Annotated in this window: 16 protein-coding genes; 11 read left to right on the forward strand and 5 right to left on the reverse strand. The window is 35.7% G+C overall.

The genetic code is table 11. From position 1 onward, the window contains the following. Positions 1–75: 75 nt before the first annotated feature. On the reverse strand, positions 76–951 hold the full coding sequence (locus G7A72_RS09485) for an AraC family transcriptional regulator (RefSeq protein WP_165152289.1): 876 nt from the start codon (positions 949–951) through the stop codon (positions 76–78). Positions 952–1,180: 229 nt separating this feature from the next. Between G7A72_RS09485 and hemA the strand changes: the two genes are divergently transcribed. The 11 genes from hemA to G7A72_RS09540 all read left to right on the forward strand — a co-directional run bounded on the left by hemA (position 1,181) and on the right by G7A72_RS09540 (position 11,173). After that, the gene (hemA, locus tag G7A72_RS09490) at positions 1,181–2,437 is read left to right on the forward strand and encodes a glutamyl-tRNA reductase (protein ID WP_165152290.1); all 1,257 of its coding nucleotides are present in this window, start codon (positions 1,181–1,183) and stop codon (positions 2,435–2,437) included. Next, the gene (gene hemC, locus G7A72_RS09495; RefSeq protein ID WP_165153721.1) at positions 2,434–3,354 is read left to right on the forward strand and encodes a hydroxymethylbilane synthase; all 921 of its coding nucleotides are present in this window, start codon (positions 2,434–2,436) and stop codon (positions 3,352–3,354) included. Before hemA ends, hemC begins: the two co-directional genes overlap by 4 nt. Beyond that, positions 3,354–4,037, forward strand: a complete 684-nt coding sequence (locus G7A72_RS09500) for a uroporphyrinogen-III synthase (RefSeq protein WP_165152291.1) — start codon at positions 3,354–3,356, stop codon at positions 4,035–4,037. Before hemC ends, G7A72_RS09500 begins: the two co-directional genes overlap by 1 nt. A gap of 22 nt (positions 4,038–4,059) precedes the next feature. Then, on the forward strand, positions 4,060–5,085 hold the full coding sequence (gene hemE / locus G7A72_RS09505) for a uroporphyrinogen decarboxylase (protein WP_113635844.1): 1,026 nt from the start codon (positions 4,060–4,062) through the stop codon (positions 5,083–5,085). A gap of 68 nt (positions 5,086–5,153) precedes the next feature. Continuing rightward, on the forward strand, positions 5,154–6,062 hold the full coding sequence (hemF, locus tag G7A72_RS09510) for an oxygen-dependent coproporphyrinogen oxidase (protein ID WP_165152292.1): 909 nt from the start codon (positions 5,154–5,156) through the stop codon (positions 6,060–6,062). A 91-nt stretch (positions 6,063–6,153) separates the two neighbouring features. Next, positions 6,154–7,146 (forward strand): porphobilinogen synthase, encoded by a 993-nt coding sequence (gene hemB / locus G7A72_RS09515; protein ID WP_165152293.1) that lies wholly within the window; start codon positions 6,154–6,156, stop codon positions 7,144–7,146. 2 nt (positions 7,147–7,148) lie between these two features. Then, positions 7,149–7,658, forward strand: coding sequence for a DinB family protein (locus G7A72_RS09520; RefSeq protein WP_165152294.1), 510 nt, complete (start codon positions 7,149–7,151; stop codon positions 7,656–7,658). 40 nt (positions 7,659–7,698) lie between these two features. Next, positions 7,699–8,085 carry a c-type cytochrome gene (locus G7A72_RS09525; protein ID WP_165152295.1) on the forward strand — a complete coding sequence of 129 codons (387 nt, stop codon included), beginning with the start codon at positions 7,699–7,701 and terminating at the stop codon, positions 8,083–8,085. A gap of 238 nt (positions 8,086–8,323) precedes the next feature. Next, positions 8,324–8,794, forward strand: a complete 471-nt coding sequence (locus tag G7A72_RS09530; RefSeq protein ID WP_165152296.1) for a methylated-DNA--[protein]-cysteine S-methyltransferase — start codon at positions 8,324–8,326, stop codon at positions 8,792–8,794. A gap of 164 nt (positions 8,795–8,958) precedes the next feature. Continuing rightward, a complete protein-coding gene (locus G7A72_RS09535) occupies positions 8,959–9,672 on the forward strand; it encodes a 3'-5' exonuclease (RefSeq protein ID WP_099713896.1) in 714 nt (237 codons plus the stop codon). Positions 9,673–9,733: 61 nt separating this feature from the next. Then, entirely contained in the window at positions 9,734–11,173 is a 1,440-nt protein-coding gene (locus tag G7A72_RS09540; RefSeq protein WP_165152297.1) for a nucleoside recognition domain-containing protein, read from the forward strand. Positions 11,174–11,575: 402 nt separating this feature from the next. Here G7A72_RS09540 and G7A72_RS09545 read toward each other — a convergent pair whose 3' ends face one another. From G7A72_RS09545 to G7A72_RS09560, 4 genes are all read right to left on the reverse strand, one after another. Next, positions 11,576–14,323 carry a M4 family metallopeptidase gene (locus tag G7A72_RS09545; protein ID WP_165152298.1) on the reverse strand — a complete coding sequence of 916 codons (2,748 nt, stop codon included), beginning with the start codon at positions 14,321–14,323 and terminating at the stop codon, positions 11,576–11,578. 192 nt (positions 14,324–14,515) lie between these two features. After that, complete coding sequence (locus tag G7A72_RS09550; RefSeq protein WP_113664636.1) at positions 14,516–15,175, reverse strand: CoA transferase subunit B; 660 nt, start codon at positions 15,173–15,175, stop codon at positions 14,516–14,518. A 51-nt stretch (positions 15,176–15,226) separates the two neighbouring features. Beyond that, positions 15,227–15,574, reverse strand: coding sequence for a four helix bundle protein (locus G7A72_RS09555; RefSeq protein ID WP_113664635.1), 348 nt, complete (start codon positions 15,572–15,574; stop codon positions 15,227–15,229). Between the two features lie 38 nt (positions 15,575–15,612). Continuing rightward, complete coding sequence (locus tag G7A72_RS09560; RefSeq protein WP_165152299.1) at positions 15,613–16,314, reverse strand: CoA transferase subunit A; 702 nt, start codon at positions 16,312–16,314, stop codon at positions 15,613–15,615. Positions 16,315–16,400 lie beyond the last annotated feature (86 nt).

Consider the following 16,400-nt stretch of genomic DNA (forward strand, 5'->3'; position numbering starts at 1 on the left):
AGTAATTAAACTTACTTTTTTATAAATTGTGATTAACTATTTTTTATTTATTGTTTAATATAAGAAATCAATTGTTTACGGCATATTTGGGTTGATTGACATCAAATATTTTTTGGGCGTAGTGGCAAATTTCTTTTTGAATGCCGCTATGAAATGACTTCCTGTGCTGTACCCAATTTTCAATCCTACTTCATTTACGTTATACGAACCGCTGTCGAGCAATTTTCGGGCGAAATCCATTTTGTAGTCAAATAGAAACCCATAAACCGTATCGCCATAAATTTGTTTGAAACCCATTTTTAGTTTCTTTAAATTCAAGCCTATTTCATCTGCTAATTCCTGTAATCCTGGCGGTTCGGCCATATTTGCAATGATGATTTCTTTGGCTTTTTTGATTTTTATTACATTGTCTTCGTCTATCAAAAACGGACATTGTTCTGCGTTTGGATCTTCGGTTCTATTGAAATACAAGCTCAATAATTCATATCCTTTTCCTTTGTAATAGAGGTTTTTTATCGACGGATGCAAGCTGTAATGAAACAGTTGCGATAAAACAATTGCCATCGATGGACTTATATTTCCTTCGTTATAATATTTTTTATCCTTATTGTCGGCGCTCAAAAAAGTAATATAATCCGCTTCTGTCGAAAATAAAGCATGAAACTTCTTAATAGATATAATCACAGATATCACCCAGGAATTTGGGGCTAATTCCAGATTTAATGGCAATTCCTTTTGTGGGTTGTATAAAAGCAATGATTTTTCCTCTTTCAATTCCAAAGCATAATTCCCTTGATTGAAGATAAACTTCGCATTTCCTTTTAATCCAAAATGAAACTGAATCAATCCACTGCTCACTTCACGCTGGGCTTGAAAGGCATCGGTACTGTCATTCTGAAAGCGAATGAGCGTAAAGTCATCTTCAATTTTTATAATTTCCTGAGAACCCATAGCGATGTTTTTTTAATATGAAAATCATAATTATCAAACCTTTTTATTTAGAACAACTCTAAATAGTTTAATTCAAACGACTTGATTTCATTACAAAAATAGATTTTTTTTACCGTAAAATAAGCCATTAGAATTAAAAAATCACGAAGCGATACAAAAAGAACTTCTAGCGTTACTTTTATAAAAACTATAATGATAATTTTGTTCCACTTTCTTGAAAAGTGCAAATATGGAAAACAATAACACATCAAAGCATCACTATTTTTACGCAGTTGGATTGAGCTATAAAAAAGCAGATGCTGAGATTAGAGGTAAGTTTAGTTTAGACGCTGCTGCAAAAACGCGTTTACTGGAACAAGCTAAGAATGAAGGAATAGAAAGTTTAATAGTTACTTCTACCTGCAACCGTACTGAAATTTACGGTTACGCGGAACATCCGTTTCAATTAATCAAATTAATTTGCGAGAATAGTCAAGGTTCTGTTGAAGCGTTTCAAAAGGTAGGTTTTGTTTATAAAAATCAAGAAGCCATCAGCCACATGTTTCGTGTAGGAACTGGTTTAGACAGTCAGATTCTGGGTGATTTTGAAATTATCTCACAAATAAGAAATTCCTTTTCACAGTCAAAATCGTTGGGTTTAGCCAATGCTTTTATGGAAAGATTGGTGAATGCAGTAATCCAAGCCAGTAAAAAAATAAAAACAGATACAGAAATTAGTTCTGGCGCTACTTCGGTTTCTTTTGCCGCAGTTCGTTATATTATAAACAATGTTCAAGACATTGGAAATAAAAACATTCTCTTGTTTGGTACCGGAAAAATTGGTAGAAATACGTGTGAAAATTTAGTAAAACATACTAAAAACGAACACATTACATTAATCAACAGAACCAAAGAGAAAGCAGAAAAATTAGCTGGAAAATTGAATTTAATCGTAAAAGATTATTCTGAACTGCATTTGGAACTACAAAAAGCAGATGTAGTTGTGGTAGCAACCGGAGCGCAAAATCCAACTATTGACAAAGCAATTCTGAATTTGAAAAAACCAATGTTGATTTTGGATTTATCAATTCCGAAAAACGTCCATGAAAATGTGGAAGAAATTGATGGTGTTACCTTGATTCACATGGATTATTTGTCACAACTAACAGACGAAACTTTAGAAAATAGAAAAAAACACATTCCTGCTGCTGAAGCGATCATCGAAGAAATCAAAGAGGAATTTATTACGTGGACCAAAGGCAGAAAATTTGCACCGACAATTAATGCGTTGAAAGCAAAATTGAATGCGATAAAAACATCTGAATTAGATTTCCAAAGTAGAAAGATTTCAAATTTCAATGAAGAGCAAGCGGAGATTATCAGCAACAGAATTATCCAAAAAATAACTACTCATTTCGCTAATCATTTGAAAGATGATGATACTATGGTAGATGAAAGTATTGAATGGATTGAGAAAGTTTTCAAAATAGGAGCGACTACAAGATAATGAGCAAAACAATACGAATAGGAACCCGCGATAGTGAACTCGCGCTTTGGCAAGCCCATAATGTCGAAAAAAAACTAAATGATTTAGGCTATAAAACCGAAATTTTAGCGGTAAAATCACAAGGAGATATCATCCTTGACAAACCACTCTACGAATTAGGAATCACAGGAATTTTTACTAAAACACTCGATATCGCCATGATAAATGGCGACGTAGATATTGCGGTGCATTCCATGAAAGATGTTCCTACGGCTTTGCCAATAGGAATTGTTCAGGCAGCAGTTCTGGAAAGAGCGAATACCTTAGATATTTTGGTACACAAAGGAAACCTTGATTTTCTTAATGGTGAAGGTACCATTGCCACAGGAAGTTTGCGTCGTCAAGCGCAATGGCTGAACAAATATCCCAATCACAAAGTAGTGGATTTGCGTGGAAACGTCAATACGAGAATGCAGAAATTGCAGGAAAGCGATTGGAACGGAGCCGTTTTTGCAGCAGCAGGATTAGAAAGAATCAACTTGAAACCTTCTAATTATATCGATTTGGATTGGATGATTCCAGCGCCGGCTCAAGGTGCTATGGTTGTTGTAGCTATGGCAAATGATGAATTTTGTAGGCAAGCGCTAAACGAACTCAATGATATTGATACCGAAGTATGTACACATATCGAAAGACAGTTTTTAAAAACACTCGAAGGCGGTTGTACGGCACCAATCGGCGCTTTAGCAGTTTTTGTAGAAGATGATATTTTGTTTAAAGGCGTTTTGTTTTCTATCGATGGGAAACAAAAAATCGAAATCGAAAAAACCGTTCCGATGCAAGAATGGAAGAAATTAGGCTTTTATTGTGCCAAAGAAATTTTAGAAAATGGCGGAGCAGAATTGATGACAGCAATTAAAATTAATTTGAAGAAATAATGAGTCAAACAAGCATTTTATCCACCAAAACATTGTCAGCAGAACAAAGACAAGTATTTCTTGATGCTAATTTTGATCTTTTAGAACAAGATTTCATCGAAATCAAAAACAACCTTTTTGAACTGAAAACAATCAACAATAACTTGATTTTTAGTAGCCAAAATGCTGTTTTAAGTTTGATAGAACAAAACGGTTGGGAAGTTTTAAAGACGAAACCTGTTTTTTGTGTCGGTATTAAAACCAAGGAATTATTGGAGGCGCATGGCTTTACAGTCGATGTTTATTTAGATTACGCATCTGAATTAGCTGAAATAATCACTTTAATTTACAATAAGGAAAGCTATACTTTTTTGAGCGGAAACTTGCGTAAAGAAACGTTGCCAGAAGCATTAAAAAGCGCAGGAATAACTTTTAATGAAATCGAGGTGTATCAAACAACACTTGCGCCTTTTAAAATATCAGACCAAGAGAATTTTGACGGGATTCTATTTTTTAGCCCATCTGGCGTTGAAAGTTATTTGACAAATAATAAAATAAAGAATGAAGTTTGTTTTTGCATAGGCACTACTACAGCATCAGCATTAGAAACAAAGAAAATTAAAAACATAGTAATTGCCGAAACACCAACTATCGAAGAGGTGATTGAGGAAGTTATTGAATATTATAAAACGGAAAGCATCTAGCAATCTGCTAAAATTAAAATATATGATTAAGAACGACCTATTTTTAAGAGCACTAAAAGGAGAAACTGTACAACGTCCACCAGTTTGGATGATGCGTCAAGCCGGAAGATATTTACCGGAATTCATCGCTTTGCGTGATAAATATGATTTTTTCACCCGTTGTCAAACGCCAGAATTAGCTGCTGAAATCACCGTACAACCAATACGAAGAATTGCTCCCGATGCTGCGATTTTGTTTTCGGATATTTTGGTAATTCCTCAAGCAATGGGAATCGAAGTAGAGATGAAACCTAATTTTGGTCCGTATTTACCAAATCCAATTCGTACAATTCAAGATGTGGAGAAAGTCATCGTTCCAGATGTTCATGAAACATTAGGTTACGTTTTTGACGCTATCAAATTGACCAAAGAAATGTTGAATGATGAGGTGCCGTTAATTGGTTTCGCAGGTTCTCCTTGGACAATTATGTGTTATGCAGTGGAAGGGAAAGGTTCTAAAAGTTTTGATATGGCCAAGGGATTTTGTTTCCAACATCCAGAAGCAGCGCACGTTTTATTACAAAAAATTACAGACACCACCATTTTATACCTAAAAGAAAAAGTAAAAGCGGGAGTAAATGCCGTTCAAATTTTTGACTCTTGGGGCGGAATGTTGTCTCCAGTGGATTATCAAGAATTCTCTTGGAAATACATCAACCAAATCATTGAAGCATTGGCTGATGATGCACCGGTAATTGTTTTCGGAAAAGGATGTTGGTTTGCGTTGGGCGAAATGGGGAAAAGTAGAGCATCAGCATTAGGTGTTGACTGGACTTGTTCTCCAAGAAATGCAAGATACTTGTCTGGTGGAAACATCACGTTACAAGGAAATTTTGATCCATCTAGATTGTTATCTCCAATTCCGGTTATCAAGAAAATGGTGCACGAAATGATTGACGAATTCGGAAAAGATAAATACATCGTGAATTTAGGTCACGGAATTTTACCAAATATTCCTGTGGATCACGCGAAAGCGTTTATTGATGCAGTGAAGGAATACAATCAGTAGTCAGTCACAGTCACAGTTTTCGGTTTCCATTTTTGTAGCTGAAAACCATTACTGAAAACTAATTTATAATGAAAGAACAATTTTACCAATACATACAAAACCTTCAAGACCAAATCTGTAAAGGATTGGAAGCGGTTGAAGGTCAAGCCAAATTTCGTGAAGACCTTTGGGAACGTCCGGAAGGTGGAGGAGGAAGAACCCGCGTAATCGAAAACGGAACTGTTTTCGAAAAAGGCGGCGTTAATATTTCTGCAGTTCACGGAAAATTACCTGAAGCCATGCAGAAAATGTTCAATGTAGGCGAAGCTGATTTTTTTGCCTGCGGACTGAGTTTGGTATTGCATCCAAAAAACCCAATGACACCAATCGTTCACGCGAACTGGCGTTATTTCGAAATGTATGATGACAACGGAAATGTAATTCAGCAATGGTTTGGTGGTGGGCAGGATTTAACACCTTATTATCTGTTTGAAGAAGACGCACTTCATTTTCATCAAACGTGTAAAACCGCTTGCGACAAACATAATCTGGAGTTTTATCCAAAATACAAGAAACAATGCGATTCCTATTTTTGGAACGCTCATCGAAATGAAGCCCGCGGAATTGGCGGATTGTTTTTCGATTATTGCAAAGCAACCGATGACATGAGTATGCAAAACTGGTTTGATTTCGTATCTGAAGTCGGAAATAGTTTCCTCCAAGCGTATGTTCCAATTGTAGAAAAGAGAAAAGATTTACTGTATACTCCAGAACAAAGAACGTGGCAGGAAATTCGTCGTGGTCGTTATGTGGAGTTTAATTTAGTTCATGACAAAGGCACTTTATTTGGACTAAAAACTAACGGAAGAATCGAAAGTATTCTGATGAGTTTACCACCACATGTGCAATGGGTTTACGATCATCACGCTGAACCTGGAAGCGAAGAAGAAAAATTAGTAAACGTATTAGAAAACCCTAAAAATTGGATTGTAGATTGATGATTAACGATTTTTGATTTCAGATTTTCTGTTATCAACATTTAGTTTTAAATCATAAATCAGCAATCGCTAATCTAAAATCATAAATCATATGTTCCCATTACACAGAGGCAGAAGATTAAGAACGAATGAATCTATCCGTAGTTTAGTTCGTGAAACCAGTTTGAGTCCAGCGGATTTTATGTTTCCCATGTTTATTGCTGAAGGTGAAAACTACAAAGTTGAAATTCCTTCCATGCCAGGCATATTTCGCCGTTCGATAGATTTAACGGTAGAAGAAGTCAAAGAAATATTTGCATTGGGAATTCGTGCGGTAAATATTTATGTAAAAGTCAGTGAAAATTTAAAAGATAACGAAGGAAATGAGGCTTGGAATCCAGACGGATTAATGCAAAATGCAATTCGTGCCATCAAAGCCGCTTGTCCGGAAATGATTGTAATGCCTGACGTAGCTTTGGATCCCTATTCTATTTATGGTCATGACGGAATCATTGCAAACGGAGATGTAGAAAATGATTCGACGAACGCAGCCTTGGTAAAAATGGCCGTTTCTCATGCGCAAGCCGGTGCCGATTTTGTAGCGCCATCAGACATGATGGACGGACGCATATTGCGTTTGCGTGAAGGTCTTGACGCTGCCGGTTTTCATAACGTGGGAATCATGAGTTATTCGGCTAAATATGCTTCTGCATTTTACGGACCGTTCCGTGATGCATTAGACAGCGCTCCTGTTGACGCCACTGAAATTCCAAAAGATAAAAAAACTTACCAAATGGATTATGCCAATCGCATCGAAGCTATCAAAGAAGCGTTGTGGGACGTGGAAGAAGGCGCTGATATGGTTATGGTAAAACCAGGGATTGCCTATTTAGACATCGTTCGCGAGGTTAAAAACGCGGTAAATGTTCCCGTAACGGTTTACCACGTTTCGGGTGAATATGCGATGATTAAAGCCGCTGCCGAAAGAGGTTGGTTGGATCATGATCAGATAATGATGGAACAACTAATGTGTATCAAACGCGCCGGAGCCAGTTTGATTTCGACTTATTTTGCCAAAGAAGCCGCAATACTTTTAAACAAATAAACATGAAAAAATGTTTAATAATAGCGGTTTTACTGCTTTCCAATAGCATTTTTGCACAAGTTGAGGTAGTTGCTACTTTCATCGAGAAATGGGATAATTCCAAAGATTATTTAATAGCCGTTGCAGAAGCTATGCCGGAGGATAAATATGATTACAAGCCTGCTGAACGTGAAATGTCATTTAGAGAACAATTATTTCACATACAAGACAACATGAATTGGTTGGGTACAACACATTTTTCGGAAGAGAAATATGAGAAAAAAGAAGCGGTAAAAGGACTTTCGAAAGCGCAAATAATCCAAGAAATAAAATCCTCTTTTGATAAAGCAAAGGCATTTGTACAAAAAACCAATGATGTTGAATTATCCCAAAAAGTAGATTTTTTTGCTGGTCCAAAATCAAAATTGCAAATACTCAACTTGATGCAAGATCATGTTACCCATCACAGAGCACAAATTTTAGTATATTTGAATTTGAATCAAATTCAGCCACCCAAATATATAGGGTGGTAATTTTTAGTGATTTAGATTCTTAAAATTAAAAAAAAATATTATGAGAAAGACGTTGTTTTTATTTGCTGTTTTAGCCTTTGCTTCTTGTAAAAAAGAAGAAGTCAAAAAAGAACCTTTATACCCAACCACTACCGAAGAAGTTGCTCAAACTCCAGAGGAATTAGGAGAGGAAATTTTCAAAGGAAAAGGAAACTGTGTTGCTTGTCACCAAGTAGACAAGAAAGTGATAGGACCAAGTTTACAGGATATTGCTAAGATATACAAAGATAAAAATGCAAGCATCGTAACGTTTTTAAAGGGCGAAGGTGAGCCTATTGTTGACCCAAGTCAGTATGAAGTTATGAAAACAAACTTCGCGGTTACTAAAGCGATGTCTGATGAGGAATTAAAAGCATTAGAAGCTTACGTTTACTCACATTTGAAATAATCCTGATATTTTTCAGGAGCTAATCCCGCTATTCGCTGTATTCCCGATAAACAAAAACTACGGCTAAAAAGCCTTGTTTTTCTAAATCGGGAGATGCCGCTGCTATCGGGGCTAAAACACAAGAACCATTCGTCTCTGCGAGTGGTTTTTTTATGTTCAAAACGTTCTGATTTTTATTTCTTTCTGAACTTTGTTACTTCTTTAGGAACAATGTGGTTAATTTTTTTATCTTTAAAATATGGAAACAGCCTACATCAAAACACCTTTAGGAATTGCCACAATAATCGGTGATGAAAGCGGAATATCCGTAATTTCAGTTTCGGATGAAGGAGAAATTTCAAATAGAATTCCAACTGTTTTGCAAGAAGCCGTAACGCAACTCAATGATTATTTCGAGGGAAAACGAATTGATTTTGACTTTGCACTCAATCCAAAAGGAACTGAATTCCAACAAAAAGTCTGGAAAGGATTACTGGAAATCCCATTTGGCAAAACCTGTAGTTACATGGATTTATCCAAAAAACTGGGTGATGTTAAAGCCATTCGAGCCGTTGCTTCTGCTAATGGGAAAAATCCCCTTTGGATTGTTGTTCCTTGTCACAGAGTCATTGGAACAGATGGTTCATTGACTGGATATGCAGGAGGTTTATGGCGCAAAAAATGGTTGTTAGAACATGAGAATCCAACCACACAACAAAGTCTATTTTAAAAACAGACTTCTTAGATTTTTAGAAGGTTAGACACATTAGATTTCTTTGATTGTTAGAAATTTAGATTGTCTCAGATTCAAAAAAATCGATCAAGTTTACTAATTTAGGTTTTTGTATTTAATCTAAAAATCTAGGAAGTCAAAAAATCTAACAAATCTAGCTGATGATAGAAAAAATAAACCTCAATAACATTCTGTTTCTAGATATAGAAACTGTTCCGGAAGCCGAAGATTTCAATGCATTAGATGCTGAAATGAAAGACCTTTGGGAGCATAAGACCCAATACCAGCGCAAAGATGAATACACGCCGGAGGATTTTTATGATCGTGCGGGAATCTGGGCCGAGTTTGGGAAAATCGTTTGTATTTCGGTAGGTTATTTTACTATCAAAGGCGATATTCGGAATTTTAGAGTGACTTCTTTCTTTGGAGAAGAAAAGAAAATATTGTTGGATTTTAATAATCTCCTGAACAATCATTTCAATCAGCCGCAACATGTTTTGTGTGGTCATAATGCTAAGGAATTTGATATTCCGTTCCTCGCCCGACGCATGATTATCAACCAAATCGCCATTCCGAACAAGCTGAATTTATTTGGAAAAAAACCATGGGAAATCCCACATTTGGATACGTTGGAATTGTGGAAATTTGGCGATTACAAACATTTTACTTCCTTAAAGTTAATGTGTAAAGTACTTGGAATCCCTTCGCCTAAAGGCGACATCGATGGCAGTCAAGTAGGACATGTTTTTTATGTAGACAAAGACATTGACCGCATTGTTACTTATTGTGAGAAAGATACCATCGCCGTGGCACAAATTTTTCTGAGATTACGCAGGGAAGAATTGTTAATTGAGGACGAGATTATTCATGTGTAAGCATTATATCATTGTTATTGCAATTGATATTGATTTATTACATTTACAAAAATTATAGATTATGGTATTGAGTAGATTTTGGTTGGTCATTTTTATTTCAGCAATTGTATTTGTAGTGTTTAGTTTGTTTTCTGGAGACAGTTATACTATTGACCACGTTTTGAACGGAAAGAAAGATGATCCAATTCTGGTTTCGGAGAAATTTGCCGAAGAGCTACCTGCTTACATTAAAGACAGCATCAAAAAAGCGCCAGAGCAAACCATGATTATCAATCGCGATACGCTAAATGCGGATACAACTTATGTTTTTAAAAACAAAACCGTAAAAATCTACAGTGGTGTTCAAAAATCAGATGGTTTATTGCCAACATGTAAAAGTACTTTGTTAGATTTAGTCCTTCCGCTGATGGCTTATTTGGCCTTTTTCTGTGGATTAATGGAGTTGTTAATCATTTCCGGAGCCTCTGGAAAATTGGCGAAAGCATTAAGCCCTGTTTTTGTAAAAGTGTTTCCAAGTATTCCGAAAAACCATCCGTCTATTTCATACATGACTTTAAATTTTGCTGCTAATTTCTTAGGATTAGATTCTGCCGCAACTCCTTTTGGTCTAAAAGCCATGGAAAGTTTACAAGAAATAAATCCAGAGAAAGACAAAGCCAGTGATGCGCAAATTATGTTTATGTGTTTGCATGCTTCAGGACTTACTTTAATCGCTACGTCTATTATAGGATATCGCGCTGCGGCAAATGCCAGCAATCCAGCGGATGTGATGTTGCCATGTATTATCACTTCTTTTATTGGTACTATAGCCGCCTTTTTAATTGTAGGAATCAAACAAAGAATCAATTTCAAAAGCGCTTCTCTGGTTATTGTATTGATGGTTTTAATAGCTGCTATTGTTGGTTTGTTGATGTATGTAAATCATTTGGATTTAATTGGAAAAAACTATTTTACCTCTAATCTTTCTGCTTTAATATTAATCGGAATCATTGCTTTTACATTGATCTTTTCTTTTATTCATGAGAAAAAATTTACTGAAGCATCTACTACAGTTTTTGAAAGCTTTGTAGTGGGAGCCAATAATGGTGTGAAAACGGGAGTGACTATTTTTCCTTATGTTTTGGGAATGCTGGTTGCTATTTCTTTATTTAGAAACAGTGGTTTATTTGAAATTATTAGCAATTGGATCGCTTTCATTTTTTCTAATATGGGAGTAAGTAAGGAAATCACGGATGCTTTACCGGTTGCGTTACTTCGTCCTTTTAGTTCTGCCGGATCAAGAGGGTTTTTGATTGACTCGATGAATACTTTTGGAGCGGATTCCTTAACGGCAAGATTGAGCAGTATTTTTCAATGTAGTGCCGAAAGTACTTTTTATGTGATAGCCGTTTATTTTGGTTCTGTAAATATTAAAAACACACGTTATGCACTAGGAACCATGCTTGTCGTAGATTTAATCTGTGTGATTACTGCGATTTTTGTTGCGACTTGGTTCTTTTAACATATTAGCTTGTGCTAATAATGATTAATGAAGTGCAATTTTTTAAGCTTTATGTTACTTCAGTCAATGATTCATTATTTCGACATGAATATGTCAATAATTAAAGGAGAGGAATAAAATAAATTTTAGACCTTTTAAGCATTTTTTTAAATTTTGAATCCCATAAATTTTTGGGACGGACATTTTCAAAGTGAACGAATAATTATTTTGATGAAAAGAAGTAAAATTGTAATACCCCGTTTGTTTGAGATGAATTTCAGGTCTTTCAAGTTATTTTAGCTTGTTTGTAAAAGAGATTTATCATTTAACTTTAAGTGGTTTATCAAAAAAATGCCTCCAAGTAGTATCTAACTTTTGGAGGCATTACTTTTAAAAACATTTTGTTATTACTATAAATGAGAATTATTTTTTAAGGAATTTTTTAGTTACTGTTTTTTCCTCATCCTTTACTTCAAAAATATATACTCCAGATTTAAAATTAGAAACATTAATCTCATTTTCTGTAAGATTTCCAGTTTTTATTTCTTGTCCAATCATGTTGTAAATTCTGTAAGTTGCCTTATTTGTAACATTCATTGAAACATTTAATACGCTTTCTACCGGGTTTGGATATAAATTTAATGATAGAACATCATTATCAATACTTAGTGCGGTTGTTTCAATAGTTGAAGATGCCGTGATATTGACGTTATAATCTTCAACTTGACCATAACTTAGAGTTTCGCAGGAAGTTGGAATTCCGTTATATTTCATAGAGACTCTCATTCTTGTTACTCCCAAGGCGGCAGTAGCAGGAATAGTTATTGTACCCGTTGCTGGTGTCACTTTCGATGCTGCTTTTGAAAACACCAATTCTCCAGCATCTGTAAATAATCCGTTTTTGTTGTAATCTATCCACACAGCATAACCTTCAGAATAAACTGTTGATGTCCAAGATGGTGTAATCGTGATAGCTTGTGAAGAACCTCTAGACAAATTTGTAGAAAGCGAAGTGAAATTTTCGTATCCCGCCGTACCAGTTGAGGTGTTGTTTATAGTTCCTAAAACTACTTTGGCAATTTTTTCACCAGAAGTGTTATTGCTTGTGGAAGTACAGTAAGTTATTGTGGATGCACTGGTTGTTACAGCAACGGCATTACTTGCAACAGATAAGTTTCCGGCAGCATCTTTTGCTTTTACTGTGAAAGTATAAGCAGTGCTGGCCGATAATCCTGTTACAGAATAAGTTAATCCTGTTACGGTTGTCACCAAAGTTGCTCCGTTATAAATTGAATATCCGGTAACGGCAACATTATCTGTAGCAGCAGTCCATGATAAATTTGTAGAGGATGAAGTTGTTCCTGCAGCTGTTAAGTTAGCCGGTGCTGTTGGTGCAACTGTATCGGTGGAGCCGGAATAAGCAGCTCCAACACCTACTGCGTAAAATGCATTTGTAGTGGCAATTACTTCGGCAGAACCTGCTCCATAGAGCTCTACTGCTGATTGAATTCCAAATGTTCTTGCATTCGCAAAAGTGGAGTTGGCCGATAGGTAAACGCTTTCTAGTCTGTAAGCAATTTTTGCTGCTTTATCGATAGTAATTCCGGTAACATTGTATGAACTTCCAATGTCATTTGTTCCTGTTTTCCCAACAGATAAAATATAAAACCAATGGTTTAAAACACCGCTATTGGTATGAACACCACAATAATCATTTGTTTGAGTTGGTGTGCCACAGTTAATGACTTTCCAGTTTGTTCCGCCATAGGTGTCAGGTTGTCCTTCTAATTTTGGATTACTCATCGAACGTAAAGCTGTTTTACCGGCTCTTCTTTCAATATCCTCACCAATTAACCAGGTAGATTTTGTAGGTGCTGCAAAATATTCAACACAAGCGCCCCAGATATCAGAAAACCCTTCATTCATGGCTCCTGATTCTCTTTGATAAGCCAGATTTGCTGTTTTTTCACATACTGCATGTCCGATTTCATGCGCTGCTACATCCAGAGAAGTTAGAATGTCAAAGTATGTTCCGCTTCCGTCACCATACGTCATTACACTTCCATTCCAGTATGCATTGTCGTATGCAGTATCAAAATGAACATAACTTTTTATGATGGCGCCAGCATTGTCATAACTGTTTCTGGCATGTTTGGCAGAAAAGTAGTCGTATGTTTTTTCTGCACCCCAATGTGCATCAAGAGCACCGTTGTCTTTGTTTGTATTGTTAAATTCAGTGGCAGTCCAATTATTATCAACATCTGTAAAGTTAACCGCTGCTGTGTAGCTGGTTCCTTTTTTCATGTTGAAAGTGTTTATTCCGTTACCACGCGTATTGTCAGATAGAATATAAGACGAACCGCTCAATGCCGTTTGAATGGTTTGTGCGCTGCTATAACGAGTTGCTGCATTTGCGGCAACAAATAGTGGCTTTTCTATTCTCCCATCTGATTTTTTAGCAAGGTTATGGTTTCCATGGCTGTATTCGCCTAAGTGTTTAATGGTTGCATTATAGAATACTATTTCTCCAGTTAAAGCGTCAACATATACATCACCTCGACTTACCGGATTAGTGGCATAAATGTCAAATTTATAGACTAATCGAATGTCGTTGTTTTTTTTGCTAGACTTTTCGTCATCCATCATTGGAAGTAAAACCAATTCACCAGCAGGTTTTGTGTAATCAATAGCAGCCGCTTCTAATGGTTTTTCCCAAAGATATTCTTTTGCTCCAATTTGAGAAATTGCTTTAGTAAGAGCTTGTTCATAGGTCAAACCTGGATTGGTGTTAATGTCTTCCAGTTGGTAAAACTCTCCATTCATCGATTCTAATTTTGACTTTTTCGAATGCAATGAATACATTGAAAATTCTACTTTTAATCCTTTATGGGATAGTTGAAATTTTTCATGCAGAAAACCCAAGTCGTCTGTTTCAGTTTTAACTTTTGAGAAATTTGAATTTTCTTTCAGTCCTAATTGCTCTTTTAGTACTTTTTGAGAATCTGAAGTCTTGTAGATAGACTTTTCGCTAAAAAGGATTAAAGTAGGTTCTCCTTTTTCATCTGTGATTTTTTGCTTTACATTTTTGTCAGTTTCTTGGGCATTTGTTTCCAATGCGAGAAAAGAAACGGAAGCAAAGAGCACAATCTTTCCGAGTAATTTTGTTTTCATGTGGTATAGTTTTGGTTAATTTCAGATTGTAAAATTATTTATTTATTGGAGTTTAATTTTACGGTTTTACCACACTTTTTTTAAAAATGTTTATTTTTTTTGTTAAAATAGATTACTATATTCTTTCTTATTATTAAAATAAACAAAAAAAGGCAACTCTTTTGAGTTGCCTTTACTATTAATATATGATTTTTAATCAATAACCATCTCCGGAATCTCGCCTTCAATAATTAAATCAGCTTCAGTAGAAGCGATGATATGTTCAACGGTTACACCTGGAGCACGTTCCAATAATTTGAAACCTTGCGGTGTTATTTCTAAAACGGCTAATTCTGTTACTACTTTTTTAACGCAACCCACGCCGGTCAATGGTAGCGTACATTTTTTAAGTATCTTAGATTCTCCGGCTTTGTTAACGTGCATCATGGCTACAATAATATTCTCGGCAGAAGCCACTAAGTCCATTGCGCCTCCCATTCCTTTTACCATTTTACCAGGGATTTTCCAGTTGGCAATATCACCGTTTTCGGCAACTTCCATCGCGCCAAGGATTGTTAAGTCAACATGTTGTCCGCGAATCATTCCAAAACTGAATGCGGAGTCAAAGAAACTTGCTCCGGGCAAAGTGGTGATGGTTTGTTTTCCTGCGTTGATTAAATCAGCATCTTCATCGCCTTCAAAAGGGAATGGACCCATACCGAGAATTCCGTTTTCGCTCTGAAATTCAACGTCAATTCCTTCTGGAATATAATTAGCTACTAATGTTGGAATCCCAATTCCGAGATTCACGTAATAGTTGTGTTTTAATTCTTTTGCAATGCGTTTTGCAATTTGATTTTTATCTAAAGCCATTTCTTAATGTATCAATTTATGAATGTAACAATATATCAATTTTGAAAATTGTTACTTATTATTTTTACTAGTGCTTAGGATTTTGTAAACTATTAATCCTAATTCATTAATTTGAATTTTTAAGCTTTCATCAAAAGGATATGAGGATGCTTTTTCACAAAGCAAAAGCCAGTATTTTGTTTCCTCTAGTTCTTTGGCTGCAATCTTAATTTTATGAATAAAATCCGCTCTGCTTTCGGCATTTTGTGCTTCATGAATATTAGCGCCTATACTTGTTCCTGACTTTAATAGTTGATTAGCAATAATAAATTTGCGTTTATTTTCTAATATTTCACAAAAAGCTATAATATCTAATGCAAAATCAATGGATTTAGTGACAACAATATTCTCTTTATCCATTTTTTATTAATTGTTATATTGGAAAATTGCTAAATTGTTTAATTTTTTGCACGAACCGTTCTTTGTTCAATTCTTTTCTCATATTTCACACCTTGAAAAATTCTATTTACAAGTATTCCGGGAATATGAATTTCGTTTGGATCTAAACTTCCTGCAGGCAATAATTCTTCTACTTCGGCGATGGTTATTTTTGCTGCTCCGGCCATGCAAGGGTTGAAGTTTCTTGCAGTTCCTTTGAAAACTAGGTTTCCGGCTTCGTCACCTTTCCATGCTTTTACGATGGCAAAATCAGCGTTGAAAGCGTGTTCCATAACATGCATTTTTCCATTGAATTCGCGAACTTCTTTACCTTCGGCTACTTCAGTTCCATAACCGGCTGGTGTGAAAAAAGCGGGAATCCCCGCTTGTGCCGCACGACAACGTTCTGCTAAAGTTCCTTGAGGGATAAGATCTACTTCGAGTTCTCCAGAAAGCATTTGGCGTTCAAATTCGGCATTTTCGCCTACATAAGAAGAAATCATTTTTTTGATTTGGCGCTTTTGCAAAAGCAGTCCAAGACCAAAATCATCAACACCTGCATTGTTTGAAATACACGTTAAGTCCGTAGTTTCTTTTTTTACTAATTCAGCGATGGAATTTTCTGGAATACCACATAATCCGAAACCGCCAAGCATAATAGTCATCCCGTTTTCAATTCCTTGAAGGGCTTCCTGAACGTTATTTACTTTTTTGTTAATCATAAAAATGAGTTTCTATTTGTCGAATTTTATTTAATGAAGAAGTAAGTCTGTTTGTAATACTATGAACAACAGAATTTGAATTTGAG

The organism is Flavobacterium sp. Sr18, assembly GCF_011064265.1.
Classification (GTDB): domain Bacteria; phylum Bacteroidota; class Bacteroidia; order Flavobacteriales; family Flavobacteriaceae; genus Flavobacterium; species Flavobacterium petrolei.

Bases quoted from the DNA above. Each gene is read 5' to 3' on its own strand.
- G7A72_RS09485 (WP_165152289.1), bottom strand. From the start codon at position 951: ATGGGTTCTCAGGAAATTATAAAAATTGAAGATGACTTTACGCTCATT.
- hemA (WP_165152290.1), top strand. From the start codon at position 1,181: ATGGAAAACAATAACACATCAAAGCATCACTATTTTTACGCAGTTGGA.
- G7A72_RS09500 (WP_165152291.1), top strand. From the start codon at position 3,354: ATGAGTCAAACAAGCATTTTATCCACCAAAACATTGTCAGCAGAACAA.
- hemE (WP_113635844.1), top strand. From the start codon at position 4,060: ATGATTAAGAACGACCTATTTTTAAGAGCACTAAAAGGAGAAACTGTA.
- hemF (WP_165152292.1), top strand. From the start codon at position 5,154: ATGAAAGAACAATTTTACCAATACATACAAAACCTTCAAGACCAAATC.
- hemB (WP_165152293.1), top strand. From the start codon at position 6,154: ATGTTCCCATTACACAGAGGCAGAAGATTAAGAACGAATGAATCTATC.
- G7A72_RS09520 (WP_165152294.1), top strand. From the start codon at position 7,149: ATGAAAAAATGTTTAATAATAGCGGTTTTACTGCTTTCCAATAGCATT.
- G7A72_RS09525 (WP_165152295.1), top strand. From the start codon at position 7,699: ATGAGAAAGACGTTGTTTTTATTTGCTGTTTTAGCCTTTGCTTCTTGT.
- G7A72_RS09530 (WP_165152296.1), top strand. From the start codon at position 8,324: ATGGAAACAGCCTACATCAAAACACCTTTAGGAATTGCCACAATAATC.
- G7A72_RS09535 (WP_099713896.1), top strand. From the start codon at position 8,959: ATGATAGAAAAAATAAACCTCAATAACATTCTGTTTCTAGATATAGAA.
- G7A72_RS09540 (WP_165152297.1), top strand. From the start codon at position 9,734: ATGGTATTGAGTAGATTTTGGTTGGTCATTTTTATTTCAGCAATTGTA.
- G7A72_RS09545 (WP_165152298.1), bottom strand. From the start codon at position 14,323: ATGAAAACAAAATTACTCGGAAAGATTGTGCTCTTTGCTTCCGTTTCT.
- G7A72_RS09550 (WP_113664636.1), bottom strand. From the start codon at position 15,175: ATGGCTTTAGATAAAAATCAAATTGCAAAACGCATTGCAAAAGAATTA.
- G7A72_RS09555 (WP_113664635.1), bottom strand. From the start codon at position 15,574: ATGGATAAAGAGAATATTGTTGTCACTAAATCCATTGATTTTGCATTA.
- G7A72_RS09560 (WP_165152299.1), bottom strand. From the start codon at position 16,314: ATGATTAACAAAAAAGTAAATAACGTTCAGGAAGCCCTTCAAGGAATT.